At 54.5% G+C, this 19,641-nt stretch carries 20 protein-coding genes; 9 read left to right on the top strand and 11 right to left on the bottom strand.

From position 1 onward, the window contains the following. Positions 1-191: 191 nt before the first annotated feature. Genes ACU6HM_RS16275 through rfbA form a run of 4 tightly spaced genes read left to right on the top strand, consistent with a single transcriptional unit; the run spans position 192 to position 4,686 of the window. Positions 192-1,457, top strand: coding sequence for an O-antigen ligase family protein (locus tag ACU6HM_RS16275; RefSeq protein WP_446764075.1), 1,266 nt, complete (start codon positions 192-194; stop codon positions 1,455-1,457). Positions 1,458-1,460: 3 nt separating this feature from the next. Beyond that, a complete protein-coding gene (locus ACU6HM_RS16270; RefSeq protein WP_446764074.1) occupies positions 1,461-2,705 on the top strand; it encodes a flippase in 1,245 nt (414 codons plus the stop codon). Positions 2,706-2,731: 26 nt separating this feature from the next. Next, positions 2,732-3,799 (top strand): dTDP-glucose 4,6-dehydratase, encoded by a 1,068-nt coding sequence (gene rfbB / locus ACU6HM_RS16265; RefSeq protein ID WP_446764073.1) that lies wholly within the window; start codon positions 2,732-2,734, stop codon positions 3,797-3,799. Further along, on the top strand, positions 3,796-4,686 hold the full coding sequence (rfbA, locus tag ACU6HM_RS16260) for a glucose-1-phosphate thymidylyltransferase RfbA (protein WP_252605613.1): 891 nt from the start codon (positions 3,796-3,798) through the stop codon (positions 4,684-4,686). The genes rfbB and rfbA overlap by 4 nt, the downstream gene beginning before the upstream one ends. A gap of 11 nt (positions 4,687-4,697) precedes the next feature. On the opposite strand, the gene ACU6HM_RS16255 is transcribed toward rfbA, so the two are convergent. Then, a complete protein-coding gene (locus tag ACU6HM_RS16255) occupies positions 4,698-5,810 on the bottom strand; it encodes a hypothetical protein (protein ID WP_446764072.1) in 1,113 nt (370 codons plus the stop codon). Between the two features lie 196 nt (positions 5,811-6,006). Here ACU6HM_RS16255 and rfbC point away from each other — a divergent pair, with 196 nt between their 5' ends. Together rfbC and rfbD are read left to right on the top strand one after the other, a co-directional pair. Next, positions 6,007-6,555: a dTDP-4-dehydrorhamnose 3,5-epimerase gene (rfbC, locus tag ACU6HM_RS16250; protein WP_446764093.1), complete on the top strand. Its 549-nt coding sequence runs from the start codon at positions 6,007-6,009 to the stop codon at positions 6,553-6,555. A gap of 4 nt (positions 6,556-6,559) precedes the next feature. Beyond that, entirely contained in the window at positions 6,560-7,486 is a 927-nt protein-coding gene (gene rfbD / locus ACU6HM_RS16245; RefSeq protein WP_041202954.1) for a dTDP-4-dehydrorhamnose reductase, read from the top strand. A gap of 298 nt (positions 7,487-7,784) precedes the next feature. On the opposite strand, the gene ACU6HM_RS16240 is transcribed toward rfbD, so the two are convergent. From ACU6HM_RS16240 to ACU6HM_RS16195, 10 genes are all read right to left on the bottom strand, one after another. Then, positions 7,785-8,207: a F0F1 ATP synthase subunit epsilon gene (locus ACU6HM_RS16240; RefSeq protein WP_009464130.1), complete on the bottom strand. Its 423-nt coding sequence runs from the start codon at positions 8,205-8,207 to the stop codon at positions 7,785-7,787. 12 nt (positions 8,208-8,219) lie between these two features. Next, positions 8,220-9,641, bottom strand: coding sequence for a F0F1 ATP synthase subunit beta (atpD, locus tag ACU6HM_RS16235; protein WP_003805012.1), 1,422 nt, complete (start codon positions 9,639-9,641; stop codon positions 8,220-8,222). A gap of 44 nt (positions 9,642-9,685) precedes the next feature. Further along, entirely contained in the window at positions 9,686-10,594 is a 909-nt protein-coding gene (atpG, locus tag ACU6HM_RS16230) for a F0F1 ATP synthase subunit gamma (protein ID WP_003805009.1), read from the bottom strand. A 94-nt stretch (positions 10,595-10,688) separates the two neighbouring features. After that, on the bottom strand, positions 10,689-12,230 hold the full coding sequence (atpA, locus tag ACU6HM_RS16225) for a F0F1 ATP synthase subunit alpha (protein ID WP_003805007.1): 1,542 nt from the start codon (positions 12,228-12,230) through the stop codon (positions 10,689-10,691). A gap of 35 nt (positions 12,231-12,265) precedes the next feature. After that, positions 12,266-12,805: a F0F1 ATP synthase subunit delta gene (locus ACU6HM_RS16220; protein ID WP_003805005.1), complete on the bottom strand. Its 540-nt coding sequence runs from the start codon at positions 12,803-12,805 to the stop codon at positions 12,266-12,268. Between the two features lie 14 nt (positions 12,806-12,819). After that, a complete protein-coding gene (locus ACU6HM_RS16215) occupies positions 12,820-13,290 on the bottom strand; it encodes a F0F1 ATP synthase subunit B (protein ID WP_009464119.1) in 471 nt (156 codons plus the stop codon). Between the two features lie 154 nt (positions 13,291-13,444). Then, complete coding sequence (gene atpE, locus ACU6HM_RS16210) at positions 13,445-13,687, bottom strand: F0F1 ATP synthase subunit C (RefSeq protein ID WP_009464117.1); 243 nt, start codon at positions 13,685-13,687, stop codon at positions 13,445-13,447. Between the two features lie 104 nt (positions 13,688-13,791). Beyond that, positions 13,792-14,673 (bottom strand): F0F1 ATP synthase subunit A, encoded by an 882-nt coding sequence (gene atpB, locus ACU6HM_RS16205; protein ID WP_009464115.1) that lies wholly within the window; start codon positions 14,671-14,673, stop codon positions 13,792-13,794. A 56-nt stretch (positions 14,674-14,729) separates the two neighbouring features. Further along, positions 14,730-15,215: an ATP synthase subunit I gene (locus tag ACU6HM_RS16200; protein ID WP_021447195.1), complete on the bottom strand. Its 486-nt coding sequence runs from the start codon at positions 15,213-15,215 to the stop codon at positions 14,730-14,732. A 282-nt stretch (positions 15,216-15,497) separates the two neighbouring features. After that, entirely contained in the window at positions 15,498-16,274 is a 777-nt protein-coding gene (locus ACU6HM_RS16195; protein ID WP_009464111.1) for an enoyl-CoA hydratase, read from the bottom strand. 34 nt (positions 16,275-16,308) lie between these two features. Between ACU6HM_RS16195 and ACU6HM_RS16190 the strand changes: the two genes are divergently transcribed. From ACU6HM_RS16190 to ttcA, 3 genes are read left to right on the top strand one after another with little or no spacing between them, the layout of a single operon-like run. Next, a complete protein-coding gene (locus ACU6HM_RS16190; protein WP_446764071.1) occupies positions 16,309-18,084 on the top strand; it encodes a M61 family metallopeptidase in 1,776 nt (591 codons plus the stop codon). A gap of 51 nt (positions 18,085-18,135) precedes the next feature. Then, on the top strand, positions 18,136-18,495 hold the full coding sequence (gene folB, locus ACU6HM_RS16185; protein ID WP_009464109.1) for a dihydroneopterin aldolase: 360 nt from the start codon (positions 18,136-18,138) through the stop codon (positions 18,493-18,495). A 59-nt stretch (positions 18,496-18,554) separates the two neighbouring features. Beyond that, positions 18,555-19,610: a tRNA 2-thiocytidine(32) synthetase TtcA gene (gene ttcA, locus ACU6HM_RS16180; RefSeq protein WP_009464107.1), complete on the top strand. Its 1,056-nt coding sequence runs from the start codon at positions 18,555-18,557 to the stop codon at positions 19,608-19,610. Positions 19,611-19,641 lie beyond the last annotated feature (31 nt).

Below are 19,641 nucleotides of genomic sequence, written 5' to 3'. Positions count from 1 at the left end.
TTAATTTGATTCATCGAAGCACTAATAACCTAAAATAGACCATTTACGCGCCAATTATACGTCGCTCCCGTCTGCGTCCAACCAGACCCTGATAGATTTACTTGCGTGCTGAATATATAAACTCGCCTTGCTGGCGAAGCCTGTTGATCCGCTATTGTTTCCGCAAATTTTTGGCATTCCCCCCCCCTCTTATGTCCGAGCCCGTATCCAAGTCCCTTTTTTCATTTAATGCGGCTGCTCACCTGGGCGTAAGCCTGTTTTTCATCAGCCTGCTCTCTACCCGTAATGTTTATTCTGCAGGGGTGATTCTGCTGCTGGTCACGACCCTGTGCTGGTATCTGAACTCTTTGCGCTCCAGCCAGTCTTTGCAAAGTCAAAGCATTAGCCGCGGCCTGTACACGATACTGGCACTGGTCTTTGCCAATGGGCTGCTGATTTGGTTCTTGCACCAAAACCCGAGCAATCAGCTGGATCTGCTTAGCCGCTATCTATTACTGGTCCCCATTTTTTACATGCTCAGCTCTCTGCGTTTACATAACGGGGTGATCTGGGTTTGCTTTGCACTGGCCAGCCTGTCTGCCCTATGGATCATTCCCGCCCAGTATGGCGGCCCGCTGCATGATGGTCGGATCTACGGTTATACCGGAGCCATCCAGTTCGGCAATATTGCCCTAAGCCTGGCTTGCTTTTGTCTGGTGGCCCTCTTAAGCCAACTTAGCCAGGCACAGCGTTCTACCCCTATTCTTCTTGTTTCACTCCTGGGCTGCCTGGCCGGTTTCTTGCTGTCATTATTGGCCGGTAGCCGTGGCGGCTGGATTGCTCTGCCCGTCGTATTCTTGATCCTTGCCTACGCCTACTTGCCCAAGCAGCATTTCCGACGCGGCATGATGATTCTTTCGCTGGCCGCCGCCCTAAGCGCCAGCATTCTCTGGCAAACCGATACGATCCAATCACGTATCGCTCTGGCACAACACGATATTGAGCAATTTGAGGCTGGCAACTCCAACACCTCCATTGGAGCCAGGTTTGCGATCTGGCAAGCCAACTGGAAGCTAATCCAGGAACGCCCCCTGTCGGGCTGGTCCTATCAACAACACGAACAGGCCCTCACCGAACTGGTCAGAACCGGACAAGCTGATGCAGTGGTCCTGAACTTGGCCAATTCGCATAACAACTACATTGAAACCTGGGTGGATTTGGGGCTGTCAGGGCTGTTATTACAGATACTGCTTCTGCTGTACTGCTTTTATGGTTTCATTCGGCGTGTGCATGCTTCTGAGCCACATACTCGCGCTTATGCTGTCTGTGGCAGCATTGTTATCGCCATCTACACGCTGGCAAACCTGACTCAGAACATGATGGAGCGCAACAATACGCTCTTGTTCCTCCTGATAAGCATCGCCTTGTTCTGGAGCCAGATTTACCCCAATCAAGCCAAATTGCGGTCTGAGCCTTAGGCTATGTCTGCCAAAAAACTATTAGGTAATTCGTTCTGGAATCTGAGCTCCTATATGGTGCTCATGTTCGCCCTCTTGCCCTCTATGGGTATGATGGCGCGCATTTTGGGCCTGGAACCTTTTGGTATTTACACCCTGCTCTTTGCCTTGATTGGCTATGCCAGCATGTTTGACTTGGGGATCAGCCGCGCCTTGATCCGAGCCATTGCCATGGCAGACAAGCAAACTCAACAGATCCAGTCCATTCTGGGCACCGCTACCTTGTTGATCCTGTTCAGTAGCGGTGTCGCTGCAGCGCTGGTTTTCCTTTTCAGCCCCTTGCTGGTGCAATGGCTCAACATCAGCCCAGACCTTCGCGCCGACAGCCTGTTCGCCTTTCGACTGATGGCGCTCAGCTTGCCATTCCTGCTTTTGCAAGCAGTCTGGCTGTCATATCTCGAAGGCTTGTCCGACTTCAAGCAGGTCAATATTCAGCGCACCCTCAGCGGCCTGCTGCTCGCGATACTGCCGTTGCTGGCCATCCTGTATCAGGCCAGCCTGAGCTTTGCTGTATTGGGCCTGTTCGTCGGACGTCTGATTACCTGCGTATTGGCCTATTTCTGGGCTCTACCCACTTCTCTTCGCAAAGGCTTGTGGCACTGGGACAGGCAACAAGCTCATGGTTTGCTACGTTTTGGCGGCTGGCTGACAGTCAGCAACGTGATCAGCCCTTTAATGGTGTACTTTGATCGCTTCTTACTGTCCAACCTGAACGGCGCCACCACAGTAAGCTTTTATACAGCGCCCGCAGAAGCCATTACACGCTTATTGAACATTCCAGGCGCCGTGGTCCGAGTGATTTTCCCTTTGATCAGCGCAAAGAAGGGTGCTCGCCAAGAAACTCGTCTGACGTATCTCTTACTACTGGGAGTCTGTGGGCTGATCAGCTTGGTAGGCATCGTTGGAGCCAAGTGGCTTATCCTGCTTTGGCTGGGTGAGGCCTACGTTGAACAATCGGTTCCCCTGCTGCAGATTTTGCTGGTGGGCTTCTTTTTCAATGCCATCGCCCAGATCCCTTACACGGTTATTCAAGCCAAGGGACACGCTCACATTACCGCCTATGTGCACTTGGCCGAGATCCTGCCATATATAGCTTTGCTCTATGTCTTGATTTCCCACTTTGGCTTGCTAGGTGCCGCAATTGCCTGGACCAGCCGGGTTATCGTAGACTGCCTTGCCCTTTTAATTCTGGCTAAACGTTATCGCTAAGCCTTACGGAACGCTACTTTATCGTCATGCATATTCTCGTTACCGGTGGCGCCGGCTTTATTGGCTCAGCATTGGTCCGTCACCTGATCCAGGCCACAGAGCACCACGTCCTTAATGTCGACAAGCTGACGTACGCAGGTAATCTGGAGTCCCTGGCAGTCGTTCAGAACGAGCCACGGTATCAATTCGCTCAGCACGATATTCAAGATGCTGCGGCTATTCAAACCCTGCTGCAGAAATTTCAGCCAGACGCCATCATGCATCTGGCCGCTGAGTCCCATGTTGATCGCTCTCTGGATGGCCCCGCCGCATTTATACAAACCAATATCGTTGGCACAAGCACCCTTTTAGAGTGCGCCCGCCACTATTGGAATGGACTTCCAGAGCCCAAAAAATCACGCTTCCGCTTTCACCACATCTCGACTGACGAGGTCTATGGCGACCTGCACAATACCGACGATCTGTTTGTAGAAACGACACCCTACGCTCCCAGCTCACCTTACTCCGCCAGCAAAGCCAGCTCGGACCATCTGGTCAGGGCTTGGCAACGTAGTTATGGCCTGCCTACCCTGATCAGTAACTGCTCCAATAACTACGGGCCGTATCACTTCCCCGAAAAACTGATTCCACACATGATCCTGAATGCACTTAAAGCGCAGGCTCTGCCCATCTACGGAGAGGGTAAACAGATCCGGGATTGGCTCTACGTGGAAGACCATGTCCGCGCGCTACTAACTGTGCTGGAAAAAGGTCAAGTAGGAGAAACCTACAATATCGGTGGCCATAACGAGCAGCAAAACATTCGCGTGGTGCAGCAAATCTGCACCTTGCTTGAAGAGTTGGCCCCGGAAAAGCCCAAGGGCCTGCAACACTACGCCGACTTGATCACCTTCGTCCAGGACCGACCTGGGCATGATCAACGCTACGCGATTGACGCCGGTAAAATCGAGCGGGAACTCGGCTGGAAACCGCAGGAGACCTTTGAGACGGGCCTACGCAAAACCGTCCAATGGTATCTAGAGAATTCAGGCTGGTGGGAGCGCATCCTGAACGGCCGCTATCAGCTCCATCGCTTAGGTCAGAAAGAATCATGAAAGGCATTATCCTCGCCGGTGGGTCTGGAACCCGCTTGCACCCTATTACGCTGGGTGTTTCTAAACAGCTACTGCCGATCTACGACAAGCCCATGATCTACTACCCCTTGTCCGTGCTGATGTTGGCGGGCATACGGGAAATCCTGATTATCTCGACTCCTACCGACCTGCCCAGTTTCCGTACCTTGCTGGGTGACGGCAGCAAATTCGGTATCCAGCTTAGCTACGCAGAGCAACCCTCCCCCGACGGTCTGGCTCAAGCCTTTCTGATTGGCGCCAATTTTATTGGGTCTGATCGCGTCAGCCTGATCCTGGGGGACAATATTTTTTACGGCTACGGTTTCAGCCAGATGCTGAAAGAAGCAGCCCAGCGTGAGCAGGGTGCCACTATTTTTGGCTATCAAGTCAGTGATCCCGAGCGGTTTGGTGTGGTGGAGTTCGATCCACAAGGCAAAGCAATTTCTATTGAAGAGAAGCCCCAGCAGCCGAAGTCAAACTTCGCGGTAACAGGCTTGTACTTTTACGATAACTCGGTCGTTGATATTGCACGGCAGGTACGCCCTTCGGCGCGGGGCGAACTGGAAATTACGGATGTCAACAACGCCTACCTGCAACAGAACAGCTTGCATGTCAGCCTGCTGGGCCGAGGCTTTGCCTGGCTGGACACAGGCACGCACGAAAGCCTGCAAGAGGCGGGAAGTTTTGTTCGTACTATCGAACATCGCCAAGGCTTGAAAATCGCTTGCCTGGAAGAGATCGGTTTCAGGCAAGGGTGGCTAAGTCGCACAGAACTGAAGCAACAAGCACAAGCCCTGGCGAAAACCGAATATGGCCAATACTTGCACAAGCTGTTGCAAGATGAGCCCGAGTCGGAAAAAACAGCTTAAACCTATAGTAATTAAACCCGTCGCAAGGCTCGGACCGTTTGCAAATACTGACCAGCATAATGCTGGTCAAAATAATCTGCGTACTGCTCCTGCCATACCTGGCGGGCACGTGCGGCCGCAGCCTGAATCTGCTGCATATCCAGCCCCTGCAACCACTCTGCAATCGCCGATTGACCTTCCTCAACAGCCCAGCCCGTCTGATGAGCACGGACTTTATCTGCCGTTGGAATTCCCGCTGTAGTGAGCATGGCCCGCCCCAGCATCAGATGCTCGTAGTACTTATTCGGTGCTGCAAATAAATGATTGGGCACTCGTTTGTAGTACATCCCCACCACAATTTGACAGGACTGCATTATCTGTAGCCCTTGCACCGAGCTTTGAGCCCCGTAGTAATGGATATGTGAATATTGTTGAGCCGACCGCATAAACAAGTCAGCCAGCGGGCCATAGCCAGCCACATGCAACTCACAGGCCGGAAATTGTTCACAGGCAGCCAACAAATCTTCCAGGCCTCGATTTTTGGCCTCCAGCACACCAAAATAAGCAATTTTGACAGGCTGCTGGTCCGACACAGGCGCGTACTCCTGCACCTCTGATTTCTGAGGTACGTTCTCCAGCACCATGACAGAAGGCAGCGCCCCGGGGCTCAGCCCGTGTTGCTCAAACCTGCAGGGATCAGCCAAAATCCCTGCATTGGCAGTCTTCAACAGGTAGTTCTCCAACTTATCGACCCAACTGCCCAACGCCCCAGGAAAATAACGCAGCGAGCTGTACTTGTCGTAGACATCAAAAATCCATGGCTTGCGGCATAAAGCAGCATATACCTTTACAGCCATAGCCGTATCCAGATCCATCGCATGGACCAGATCTACGTTACGGTTGTTCTTGAGCAACCAACGCAATACAAACAGGTTCCAGAAAAAAATACCAATCAGGCTGCGCCACCCGGCACCTAAGGCGGCCGGGCGCGAATAATAGGTATCGTTGCTGTTTTTTTGTGCCGGAACCGTACCACGCTCCCACCCCACAAAGTGATAAGGAATTTGGGCCTCATCCAGGACCTTCAAATACTTGGCGAGTTTGCCATCCACGTGGCGTAAGTACGAGCGAATAAAAACCACCATCCTGCTGTCGTCCAGTGTTTTACCAAGCTATCCACAATAGCTAAAAAAAACCCAAATAGATACAATTTCCATCAGCGGCGCATACTCGCTACCAGAGATTTACAATCTCATGCTGGTCTTAGAAGCACTGGCGCTGCGCACCTTTGCCCGACTTTGGATTGACGCGGCAACTCAAGCACCTCACCCCCACATCGACATGACCATATATCCCACTCGCCTGACGGGCGTTCTGATTATTGAACCTACTGTTTTTGGTGACGAACGAGGATTCTTCAAAGAAACCTATCATCAGCAACGCTATCAAGAGCAAGCGGGGATCAGCCTTCCCTTTGTGCAAGACAACTTTTCACGTTCTGAAAAGGGGGTGCTACGGGGGCTGCATTTTCAGAAAACCCGGCCTCAAGGCAAGCTGGTTAGCGTCAGTCGGGGAGCAGTATACGATGTGGTCGTAGATATACAGCCAGACTCATCCACTTTTGGCCAGTATGTCGGTGTTGAACTGAGCGAATCGAATCATAAGCAGCTGTGGATCCCCCCGGGCTATGCTCACGGTTTTTGTGTGCTATCAGACTTTGCCGACTTCAGCTACAAATGTACCGACTTTTACTTCCCACAGGACGAAGGCGGGCTGGCTTGGGACTGCCCTGAGATAGCAATAGATTGGCCCATTCAGAACCCTCAATTATCCGAGAAGGACAAACACTATCCTGTGCTGAGCCAGCTCGTCGCCCAAGGCCAGGCCTGAGTCCATGACACGTCCTACCATCCTGATTACAGGGGCTCACGGTCAACTAGGTCAGTCCTTCGGATGCTTAAGCGTGGCCCCTGATCCAAGAGTCGAGCTTGTCATGCTTGGACGTGCTGAGCTGGACATTACTCAAGCCGACTCCATTGCTTTAGCATTGGAACAACATCGTCCCAATGTCGTCATCAACACGGCTGCCTACACCGCAGTCGACAAGGCTGAGTCCGAGCCAGAGCCAGCACATCTGATCAACGGTATAGCCACCGGCCTTCTAGCATCTGTCTGCGCCGAACGTGGCATAGGGCTGATACACGTGTCTACAGACTATGTTTTTGACGGTCTGGCAAAGCAGCCCTATACCGAAGATGCCCCTACGCAGCCTGCCAGTATCTATGGACAAAGCAAATTGGCAGGTGAACAAGCAGTCCTGGCTGCCCTGCCCTCGGCCGTCATTTTACGCACCAGCTGGGTGTTCAGTCAGTTCGGAAACAACTTTTTGAAGACCATGCTTCGCTTGGGTAATGAACGCACCGAACTGAGCATTGTGGATGATCAGGTTGGTGGCCCCAGCTACGCGCCGCATATTGCTCACGTATTACTCCAGCTGGCAGAACGGCTTTGCCAATCCAAACAGAAGGGCGGCGACAAGCTACTGTCTCCATCAGGCATCTACCATTTTGCCGGCCAGCCCTCTGTAAGCTGGTATGGCTTCGCTCAGGAAATCTTTGATCAGGCCGTCAGACTTGACCTGCTGACTCAAGCACCACGGCTGACCGCCATCTCTACCAGCCAGTACCCAACACCTGCCAAGCGGCCGGCGCACTCCAGCCTGCAGCAAGACAGGCTGGATGCTTTGCTCGGTACAGAACATATAGAAAGAAACTGGCAACACGGTATCGAGCAAAGTCTGCTTGCCCTGAAACAGATGTAGTGAACCAAGCCGCATCGGTGCTGCAAACAAAGCTGATGATGCGTTTAGTCTGCGCTGCAGTAGCCGAGTTCGGTCAATCAGGTACACCGACCGCCACTAGGAGTCTCTACCTATACCTCTGACACAGTCGCAACTCAGGTGGTTGGTTACTGTTGCTGTTGCTGTTGCTGTTGCTGTTGCTGTTGCTGTTGCTGTTGCTACCAGAAAATTAGAATTTCTAGCCCATCCGTCCAGCTGCTTCAGACGCAAAAAAGCCCCCCCTAAGGGTGGCTTTTTCACGGATGCTACCGACTTGAGCTTAGTGCTTGCGCGCGTTGCTCAAGCGACGTGCTGCGGCAGCTTGAGCGGCCAGCATGGCCAGCTCGGCTTCCACAACAGCGATATCGGCCTTGTCCTTGGTGTTACGCAGGGCTTCTTCCGCATGCTTGCGGGCTTCCAGCGCCTTTGCTTCATCCAGGTCTTGTGCGCGAATCGCGGTATCCGACAATACAGTGACTTTCCCAGGCTGAACCTCGAGTATGCCGCCAGCGACAAAGATATGCTCTTCGCTGCCATCGTCCATAACGATCTTCAGCGTGCCGGGACGAATCCGCGAGATCAGTGGAGTGTGACCGGGCAAAATACCCAGCTCCCCAGCCTCGCCGGGCAGTGCCACGAACTTTGCTTCACCAGCAAAGATCGATTCTTCAGCACTAACCACGTCAACATGAAGCTTAGCCATGAGTAATCCTTATTACTGAATAGTCTTGGCTTTTTCGAAAGCCTCGTCGATCGAACCGACCATGTAGAACGCCTGTTCTGGCAGTGCATCACACTCGCCGTCGACGATCATCTTGAAGCCGCGCAGGGTTTCAGCCAGTGGAACGTACTTACCAGGCGAGCCGGTAAACACTTCTGCCACGTGGAAAGGCTGAGACAGGAAGCGCTGGATCTTACGAGCGCGGGCAACAGCCTGCTTGTCTTCTGGAGACAGCTCGTCCATACCCAGAATCGCGATAATGTCACGCAATTCCTTGTAGCGCTGCAGCGTTTGCTGAACACCGCGAGCCACTGCGTAGTGCTCTTCGCCCACAATTTGTGGATCCAGCTGACGGCTGGTGGAGTCCAGAGGGTCCACAGCGGGGTAAATACCCAGAGCAGCAATGTCACGCGACAACACAACGGTGGAGTCCAAGTGCAAGAAGGTCGTAGCAGGCGATGGGTCAGTCAAGTCATCGGCTGGAACGTAAACGGCCTGGATGGACGTAATCGAACCGGTCTTGGTGGAGGTAATACGCTCTTGCAGCTTACCCATTTCCTCGGCCAGCGTAGGCTGGTAACCCACTGCGGAAGGCATACGACCCAGCAAAGCGGACACTTCGGTACCGGCTAGCGTGTAGCGGTAAATGTTGTCCACAAAGAACAGGATGTCACGGCCTTCGTCACGGAACTTCTCGGCCATGGTCAGACCGGACAGTGCCACACGCAGACGGTTGCCTGGAGGTTCGTTCATCTGACCGAACACCATGGCCACTTTGGACTCGCTCAGGTTATCCATCTGGATAACGCCAGCATCGGCCATTTCGTGGTAGAAGTCGTTACCTTCACGGGTACGCTCACCCACACCGGCAAACACGGACAGACCGCTGTGTGCCTTGGCGATGTTGTTGATCAGCTCCAGCATGTTCACGGTCTTGCCCACACCGGCACCACCGAACAGACCAACCTTACCACCCTTGGCGAACGGGCAAACCAGGTCAATCACTTTAATGCCGGTTTCCAACAGCTCTACGGAAGGCGACAGTTCGTCGAAAGTAGGCGCAGGCTGGTGAATGGCGCGACGCTCGTCGGACTGGATAGGACCGACTTCGTCAATGGGGCGACCCAGAACGTCCATAATGCGACCCAGGGTGCCGACACCCACGGGAACGGAGATGGGAGCGCCCGAACCGGCCACTTCCATACCGCGGCGCAGGCCGTCGCTGGAACCCATGGCGATGGTGCGAACTACACCGTCACCCAATTGTTGCTGTACTTCAAAAGTCAGGCCTTTTTCTGCGAAAGCCGAACTTTCGTCAACGAGCGTCAATGCTTCGTAGACTTTAGGGATGCTGTCGCGGGGGAACTGAATATCCACCACGGCGCCGATGCACTGAACGATGGTACCGTTGCTCATGTTGAGTCCTTGCAATATAACTTTGATGGTGTGCCTTGCCGTGATTACACAGCGGCGGCACCCCCCACGATTTCAGAGATTTCTTTCGTAATCGCTGCCTGGCGGGTCTTGTTATAGACCAGCTGAAGATCGGCAATAACGGTCTTGGCGTTGTCCGAAGCGGCTTTCATCGCCACCATACGAGCAGACTGCTCGGAGGCCATGTTCTCGGCAACGGCCTGATACACCAGACCCTCTACGTAACGCAGCAACAAGTCATCAATAACCGACTTGGCATCGGGTTCGTAGATGTAATCCCAACCGTATTCGGAAGAGTTGACGCTTTCTTGCGCGACTACCTGATCACCAGCCTGGAAAGGATCTTTCAGACCGGAAGGCAGAGGCAGCAAGCGAATAAATGTTGGGTCCTGCTTCATCGTATTGACAAAGCGGCTGGTCGCCAGATAAACAGCATCAATGCGGCCTTCCACGAAGTCGTCGATCTGCACCTTGATGGCGCCAATCAGACGTTCCAGGTTAGGCGCGTCGCCCAAACCCACTTCCTGAGAAACCAGATTGGCACCAACACGCGCCAATGTTCCAGCAGCTTTACCACCCAGAGCCGTCGTCTGAACCTTAATACCCTTGTCCTCAAACTCGCGAACACGCGCAAGTACCAGACGCAGAATATTGGTGTTCAGGCCGCCACACAGACCTTTGTCCGTGCTGACAACCACGATGCCTACCGATTTGACTTCGGCAGGCTCAACCATGTAGGGGTGAGTGTAGTCGGGGTGCGCCTGCATCAGATGCGAAGCAATCTCGCGCACCTTGTCTGCATAGGGACGGCCAGCACGCATCCGCTCTTGCGCCTTGCGCATCTTGGATGCCGCCACCATCTCCATGGCTTTGGTGATCTTGGACGTGTTTTGCACGCTCTTGATCTTAGTACGAATTTCCTTGATTCCGGCCATCACACTTTCCTGTAAGGGCATTATCGGGAGCCAGACTAGGCTGTCGACTCCCGCTAATCATGACGCCGGGGTTTCCGGCGCCTGCCAACAATGATTAGAAAGCGCCGTGCTTTTTGAAGTCCTGGATGGCTGTAACCAACTCAGCCTCGTCTTCTTTAACCAGTTCCTTCTTGCTTTCGATACGCTCAACCAGGGCAGCGAACTTGCTGCGCAGGTGGTCTTTCAGGCCTTTCTCGAAAGGCAGAACCTGAGCGACTTCCAGATCGTCGAAGTAACCGTTGTTCACAGCGTACAGGCTCACGGCCAGTTCCCACACAGCCAGAGGCTGGTACTGGGGTTGCTTGAGCAGTTCGACCACCCGCTTACCACGTTCCAGCTGGCGACGGGTTGCGTCATCCAGGTCAGAAGCGAACTGAGCAAACGCAGCCAATTCACGGTACTGAGCCAAGTCGGTACGAATACCGCCGGACAGCTTCTTGATGACCTTGGTTTGAGCAGCGCCACCCACGCGGGACACCGAAATACCGGCGTTAATAGCGGGACGAACACCAGCGTTGAACAGGTCGGACTCCAGGAAGATCTGACCGTCAGTAATCGAAATCACGTTGGTTGGAACGAAAGCAGAAACGTCACCGGCTTGCGTTTCAATGATAGGCAGTGCGGTCAACGAACCGGTCTTGCCTTTCACTTCACCGTTAGTGAATTTTTCTACGTACTCGGCGTTCACACGAGCAGCGCGCTCGAGCAGACGGGAGTGCAGGTAGAACACGTCACCGGGGTAGGCTTCACGGCCTGGTGGGCGACGCAGCAACAGGGATACTTGACGGTAGGCCCAAGCTTGCTTGGTCAAGTCGTCATAAATGATCAGGGCGTCTTCGCCACGATCACGGAAGTATTCACCCATGGTGCAACCGGAGTAAGGAGCCAGGTATTGCATGGCGGCGGACTCGGAAGCCGAGGCGGCCACAACAATCGTGTACTCCAGAGCACCGTGCTCTTCGAGCTTGCGCACCACGTTGTTGATCGTGGAGGCTTTTTGGCCCACGGCAACGTAGATACATTTAACGCCATTGCCCTTTTGAGCAATGATGGTGTCCACAGCCACGGCAGTTTTACCGGTCTGACGGTCACCAATGATCAGTTCGCGCTGACCACGGCCGATTGGCACCATGGAGTCCACGGCTTTCGTGCCGGTCTGCATGGGCTGGGAGACGGACTCACGGGCGATAACGCCAGGAGCCACTTTCTCGATGACGTCAGTCATCTTGGCGTTGATCGGGCCCTTGCCGTCGATAGGCATACCCAGAGTATCAACCACACGACCCAGCAGTTCGGGGCCAACGGGTACTTCCAGAATACGGCCAGTTGTTTTAACTGCGTCGCCTTCGGAAACACCGGTGTATTCACCCAGAATCACGGCGCCGACAGAGTCGCGCTCGAGGTTAAGGGCCAGACCGAACGTGTTGTTCGGAAATTCGAGCATTTCGCCCTGCATCACATCGGACAAACCGTGGATGCGCGTAATACCGTCGGTCACGGATACGACCGTGCCTTGTGTACGAACGTCAGTCGACGCACCCAGGCCTTCGATGCGGCTCTTGAGCAGTTCGCTGATCTCGGACGGATTAAGTTGCATGTTCAGACTCCTGAAATCCTGTTTACTGACTCGCGCTATGCGGTCAGCGTATCGCGCATGCTGGCCAGCCGGGCCTGCACGGAAGTGTCGAGCACCTGGTCACCAACAATCACCCGAATACCGCCGATAAGGTCAGCGTCGACGGTCACAGTCGGTTTTAGCTTCAGGCCAAACTTTTTCTCCAGCCCAGCGGTCAGCTCAGCAACCTGAGCCTCAGCCATCGGGAAAGCACTGATAATCTGTGCCTGCGCCGTGCCTTCGAGTTGGTGTTTCAATAGATCAAACTGTTCTGCAATTTGTGGCAACAGCAAGATGCGCTGGTTATCCACCAACAATTGAAGAAAGTTGCGAGCCTTTTCGGTGACCTGTGACTTAACCAGGCCCGTAAAGAGTTCGAGTCGCTGCCCGTTATTCAGGCGCGGATCGTTCAGTGCCTCGCGCACATCGTGGAGACCGGCCACCTGAGCCATTTCGGACAACAGGGCCGACCACGATTCGAGGCCCTGGCTGTCGTCGCGTACGGCGGCGAACAGGGCTTCGGCGTAAGGTCTGGCAATAGTCGATAGTTCAGCCATGGCCTGCCTTGATGTTAAAGTTCTGCCTTGAGCTGCTCGAGCAGCTGGGCGTGCGCATTCGCGTCAACTTCGCGTCGCAAGATTTGCTCGGCACCCTTGACGGCCAAGGCAGCCACTTCGCTACGCAGACCTTCACGTACGCGTTGCACTTCCTGGTTAGCGTCTTGCTGGGCCTGCGCAATAATGCGGGCTTTTTCGGCTTCGGCTTCACGACGAGCTTGCTCCAAAAGAGCAGTCGCTTGTTTTTCAGCGTCGACAATGCGTTGATGGTTTTCGGACTTGGCCGAAGCATCCATCAGGCTGATACGCGCTTGGGCCTGTGCCAGATCGGCCTTGCCTTTATCGGCAGCAGCCAAACCATCAGCGATTTTCTGACGACGATCATCGATTGCTTTCGTCAGTGGCGGCCATACGAATTTCATCGTAAACCAGGCCAAAACGAAAAACACGATCATCTGAAAAAAGAGAGTCGCGTTTAAATTCACGGTCGTATCCCTTCAATACCACGTGTGTAGGAAGCGGTATGCGTCCTGACACATGTATGTTCAAGTCGACAAGCGGTGCATGATCAAACCGAGCAACACACCGCTAACGACGACTGCCTGCCCGTCTGCCAAAAGCGGCAACGGACTCGCCTTATTACCCAACGAATGGGTTGGCGAATGCAAACAACATGGCGATACCGACACCGATCAGGAAAGCAGCATCGATCAGACCGGCCAACAGGAACATCTTGGTTTGCAGAGCGTTCATCAGTTCAGGCTGACGAGCCGATGCTTCCAGATATTTACCACCCATCAGGGCGATACCAATGCAAGCGCCAAAAGCGCCCAGACCGATGATGATACCGCAAGCAAGAGCAACGAGAGCTACGTTGGTCATGACAACTCCTTGGTTAAAAATCAGGTGTAATTCAAAAAAATCAAAGCGTTAGCAGGCCAGGCCTGCTCCCCCCAACCAGACACCATTGTCCAGTCGGAATCGGATTAATGGCCTTCGTGTGCTTGTCCAATATAGACAAGGGTGAGCATCATGAAGATGAACGCCTGGAGCAACACAATCAGAATGTGGAAGATTGCCCACACAGAACCGGCCAGAATGTGACCGATACCCAGTCCCAGGCTGGCGCCATTAAACCCTGTCCATGCGCCACCCAGCAGAGCGATCAACATGAAAACCAGTTCACCGGCAAACATATTGCCGAACAACCGCATGCCCAAGGACACGGACTTGGCCGCGTATTCGATGCAGTTCAGCAAGAAGTTGAAAGGTGCCAGCACAACAGCCATCAGGCCTGTGGCAGTGAACGGTGCAGTAAACAGCTCTTTGACGAAGCCGCCGGGGTGCTTGATCTTGATGCCGTAGTAGAACATCAGCAGCAGCACGCCCATGGACATGCCCATAGGCACGTTCAAGTCAGCGGTTGGCAAAATACGGTGGTAGTACAGAGGGTCGCCATGTTCGGCGGCCAGACCGGTCTGGATGAAGATCCAGCCCAGACCATCAACGGGCAGCAAGTCCAGCACGTTCATCATGACGATCCACAGGAACACGGTCAGCGCCAGGGGCGAGACGAACTTCCGGGACTCAGCGTTAGGAACGATGGATTTGGCCTGGTCTTCAACCCAATCGACCAGCATTTCTACAAAAGACTGCAAGCGGCCTGGTACGCCGGCTGTTGCGGCCGAAGCGGCGCGCCACAGAAAGAAAACCACAACCAGACCCATCAGCAGGGACCAGAACATGGAGTCGTAGTTAATGACACCGAAGTTGGCCAGAACATCCTGTTTTTCACCCAAGTTGTTCAAGTGAACCAAGTGATGCTGGATGTACCCTGACTGAGGCGAAATATCACTAGCAGCAGCCATCTGTATTTACCCTGTGATGTATACGTTATGGGACGAGCCCGTGAAACAAAAATTCGTTATGGCAGCTTGCGGAAAAACAGCAGCAGCACATATCCCTTCAAGACACACAGCAGGCCAAAGAGCAAGGCAGGCCAAACTAACCAGCCCGTGTTTGCCATGGCAGCCGTTGCCAGTGTCAATACCGCAAAACCGAGTTTGAACGCCTCCCCCCAGAAGAAGGAAAGCGCCCCGGCGTTGCCGCCGCCCATCAAACCCAGCAAAAGACGCAATGCGAACAATGCGTTAGGCACAAAATAAGCAGCCGCACCAATCAGTGCTGAGGCTGCTGCATATGCGCCGGAAATCCATGCCGACAGGCCAATTGCCACCAGACCCATAAAAGCCTGGGCAACAAGTGCGCGCACAATTCCTTGCCCTGCCCGGCGAGCCATGCGGCTACGTTGCTCGGGCGTAAGTACTACGGGTTCCGGAAATGGTGGCTTGTCCCCTGCTGCCTGCACCGTGGCTGTGGTGCCTGTCTGCTGATAAATCGGCTGATTCATAGTAGGAAACAATCAGATAACGTTGTGTGGGTGGATGTACTGCAAAGGCCTTGGCCAATCCATCCGCGCAATATTATCGGCCCCTTTCAAAAGCCGGTGTCGTCAAACCCATAAAGTATAGCGTCTTTTTTTTGTTGTAAGCAAATTCAGCCTTGCTTGTTTGATACTTAATGCAAGGCTGATTTACGCAAGCTCAATGGCATCAAGGGGTAAGCTTATTTTGTAACATTGCAGTGCAGCAATTTTACAACACACCCCTTGTTTTATCAGCGATTGAGAAACTTAGCGGTGCTTGAACTCGGGCTTGCGCTTCTCGACAAAGGCACGCATGCCTTCCTTCTGATCCTCTGTGGCAAACAAGCCATGGAAGTTGCGGCGCTCGAACAGCAGACCTTCTTCCAGCGACGATTCAAAAGCACGGTTCACGCACTCCTTGGCCATCAGGACAGACGGCAGGGACATGCTGGAAATAACCGTGGCGGCGTCCAATGCCTCTTCAATCAGCTTGTCGGCAGGCACCACGCGCGACACCAGACCAGAGCGCTCGGCCTCTTCGGCATTCATCATGCGCGAAGTCAGGATCAGATCCATGGCCTTGGCCTTGCCCACGGCGCGGGGCAGACGCTGCGTACCACCAAAACCGGGAATCACGCCCAGCTTGATTTCTGGCTGACCGAAACGAGCCGAATCAGCGGCAATGATGAAGTCGCACAGCATGGCCAGTTCGCAGCCACCGCCCAAGGCATAGCCAGCGACGGCGGCAATAATGGGCTTGCGGAAACGGCGCAGTTCTTCCCACTGGCCACCCAGATAGTCCTGGGAGCTGACATCGTGGTAATTCCAGTCTTTCATGGCGCCGATATCGGCACCGGCGGCAAAGGCTTTTTCGTTACCGGTCAGCACGATACAACCGATTTCGTTGTCGGCATCGTATTTCTTTAACAGGGCATACAACTCGGCGATCAGCTCGTTATTGAGCGCATTCAAAGCCTTGGGCCGATTTAATGTCAATAAAGCAACACGACCATGCACCTCTGCTTTGACTAAGGGTTCGTTCATGCTGACTCCCAGAAAAATTAAATAGAATAGGGGAATGGAACCTACACCCGTACTTTACCGTGCCGAGCCGACAGATCTCGCCGGCCACCGCCTGACTGTCCAGATACAGATCACTTCCCCCCAAACAGATGGCCAGATCTTGAGCCTTCCGGCCTGGATCCCTGGCAGCTACCTGATCCGCGACTTCTCGCGTCAGATCGAAAGCATAGCCGCCTTCTCCGGCGAAAAGCCGGTTTCCATCCGCAAGCTGGACAACCATCGCTGGCAGTGCGAACCCTGCGAGGGCCCCTTGAGCATTCAGTACCAGGTCTATGCCTGGGACCTGTCCGTACGAGGCGCGCATATTGATCAGACCCATGCTTTCTTTAATGGCACCAGCGCCCTGCTGGCCGTTGAGGGCCAGACTGAACAGCCTTGCCTGCTGGAACTGGTGTCCAACGAGGACGTGGAAGACTGGCAGGTTTACACCAGCCTGCCCGAGGCCACCGGCATTCCAGGCGCGGCAGAGCGCTATGGTTTTGGCCTGTACCGCGCCAGCAATTACGACGAGTTGATCGACCACCCCATTGAAATGGGCACTCCCCAGGTCATCAGCTTCTTTGCCCACGGCGCTGAACACGAACTGGTCTTTACTGGCGTCATCCCGAACCTGGACCTGCCCCGCATTGCCCGTGACGTAGAGAAAATCTGTGCCGAGCAAATCGCCTTTTTCGAACCTGAAACCCGTCGCGCGCCCTTCCTGGATTGCAGCTCGCGCTACGTGTTCATGACCATGGTGACCGATGACGGTTACGGCGGACTGGAGCATCGCGCCTCGACCGCCCTGATGGCTTCGCGTCGAGACCTGCCTACCCAGGGCCAGGACAAATCGGTGAAAAGCGCGGGCTACCAGACCTTTTTGGGCCTGGTCAGCCATGAGTACTTCCATACCTGGAACGTCAAACGCATCAAGCCCGCCGTCTTCGCACCCTACGACCTGAGCCGTGAAAACCACACCCGCTTGCTATGGGTGTTTGAAGGCTTCACCTCGTACTACGACGATTTGATGCTGCTGCGCTCGGGCGTGCTGAGCGAAGCCGACTACCTGAAGCTGCTGGCCAAGAACATCAATGCCGTTGAGCGTGGCCCCGGGCGCTTCAAGCAGTCCGCCGCACAAAGCTCTTTTGACGCCTGGACGCGCTATTACAAGCAGGACGAGAACTCCCCCAACGCACTGGTCAGCTATTACAGCAAGGGCGCACTGATCGCCCTGGGCCTGGACCTGTGCATTCGCAGCCATACCCAGCAGGCCAAGGGGCTGGACGATGTGATGCTCTTGATGTGGGCACGCTATGGGCGCGACTTCTATCAAGGCAAGCCTCGCGGCATCCCAGAGGACGCCATGCCAGCGCTGATTCTGGAGGCAACTGGCTATGACGCCACAGACTTCATTGCCCGCTATGTGGAAGGCTGCGAGGACCTGCCCCTGAAGCCCTGGCTGGCCGAACAAGGCCTGAAGCTGGAATGGCAAGCCTCCTCCAAGCTGCCCAGTCTGAACGCCCGCTTGCGCCAAAGCGCAGGCCAATGCCAACTGGCCACGGTATTTACTGATGGCGCAGCACATCAAGCCGGGCTGTCTGCCGGTGATGCCCTGGTCGCTATTGACGGCTTGCGTGTCAGTGACACCGCCAGCCTGGAGCGCCTGCTGGCAGCCTATGAACCCGGCCAGACCGTACAAGTTCACGCCTTCCGCCGCGATGAACTACACTGCTTCACGCTACAACTGGCGCGCCCTGCTCTGGACGAATGCGTCCTGAGCCGCCAGTCCTGATCTTCTTTCCAGGCCCGTCAACCATGGCGGGCCTGCTACTTTGTTTTTGCCATGACTACACGCCGTATATTCATCAACAATCTGGTGGTGCAAGCCTCTATCGGCATGCTGGACCACGAACTGGTTCACCGCCAGCCCCTGCATATTGATGCCGAATTCGACACCACCATTACGCAGGACGTTCAGGACGAGGACATCGGGACCGTGTTGGACTACCGTCAGCTGCGCGAGGCACTGATCGACGTCAGCACCACGGAACACACGAATCTGCTGGAAACACTGGTAGAGCGCTTGGCTGAGCGCATCCAGAATGATTTCCCGACCGTGGAACGCGTTAAAATCCGGGCCAGCAAACCCGAGGCCTTTGCCGACTGTGATGCCGTCGGCATCGAGATTGAACGCAGCCGCTAAAGCCCCTCCTGCCCCGCTTCTTGCCGGGGCCACGACGACACTTCTTTCCGCTTTTCCTTATGTCCCAAGACACCAGCACCCTCCCTCCTTCCGAAACCGAGACTCCCGTATTTGCCAGCAAGGCTGAACGCAAGCAGCGCGTCAATGACAACAAGCTGAGCAAACGCATCATGCGTGAGGTGGGCCGCGCCATCGGTGACTTCAACATGATCGAGGAAGGCGACAAGATCATGGTCTGCCTGTCTGGCGGCAAGGATTCCTACGGCCTGCTGGACGTGCTGATGACTTTGCAAAAGCGCGCTCCGATCAAGTTCGACATCGTGGCCGTGAACCTGGACCAGAAACAGCCCGGTTTCCCTGACCACATCCTGCCCGAGTATCTGGAAAAGCTCGGCGTGCCCTATCACATCGAAACTCAGGACACATATTCGGTAGTGACTCGCGTCATTGCCGAAGGCAAGACCATGTGCTCGCTGTGCTCGCGTTTGCGTCGCGGCATCTTGTACCGTGTCGCCAAGGAGCTGGGTGCTACCAAAATCGCCCTGGGCCATCATCGTGATGACATTCTGGCCACCTTCTTCCTGAACCTGTTTTACGGTGGCCGTATGAAGGGCATGCCGCCCAAGCTGATGTCGGACAATGGCGAGCACATCGTGATCCGTCCTCTAGCCTATGTACCCGAGAAGGACCTGATCGCCTACGCCAAGCTGAAAGAATTCCCCATCATCCCCTGTAACTTGTGCGGTTCGCAGGAAAACCTGAAGCGCCAGGAGATCAACCGCATGATTGCGGAATGGGACAAGAAATTCCCGCACCGTTCCTGGAACGTGTTTGGAGCTCTGACACGCGTGGTGCCTTCGCACCTGATGGACCCCAAGCTGCATAACTTTGCAGACCTGAAGGTCACAGGCCAGGCCGATCCGGAAGGCGATAAAGGCTTTGATCAGGATTATTTTGACGATCACCTGCCCGAGAGCTTGCTGGCCGCAGGCTTTGAGGAAGATAACGACGACGCTACTCCGGGCGTGCGTCAGGATGCCTTCACACCTGCTCAGCCTGCCGCTTCCGGTGAACAGCAGATTGTGTTCATGAGCAAGCGTCGTTCCGGCCAATAAACATGACACGCGGCTTAGCGTAGCGCTTGCC

This window comes from Alcaligenes sp. RM2 (assembly GCF_052931795.1).
This window is presented reverse-complemented; position numbering and strand designations above follow the sequence as displayed.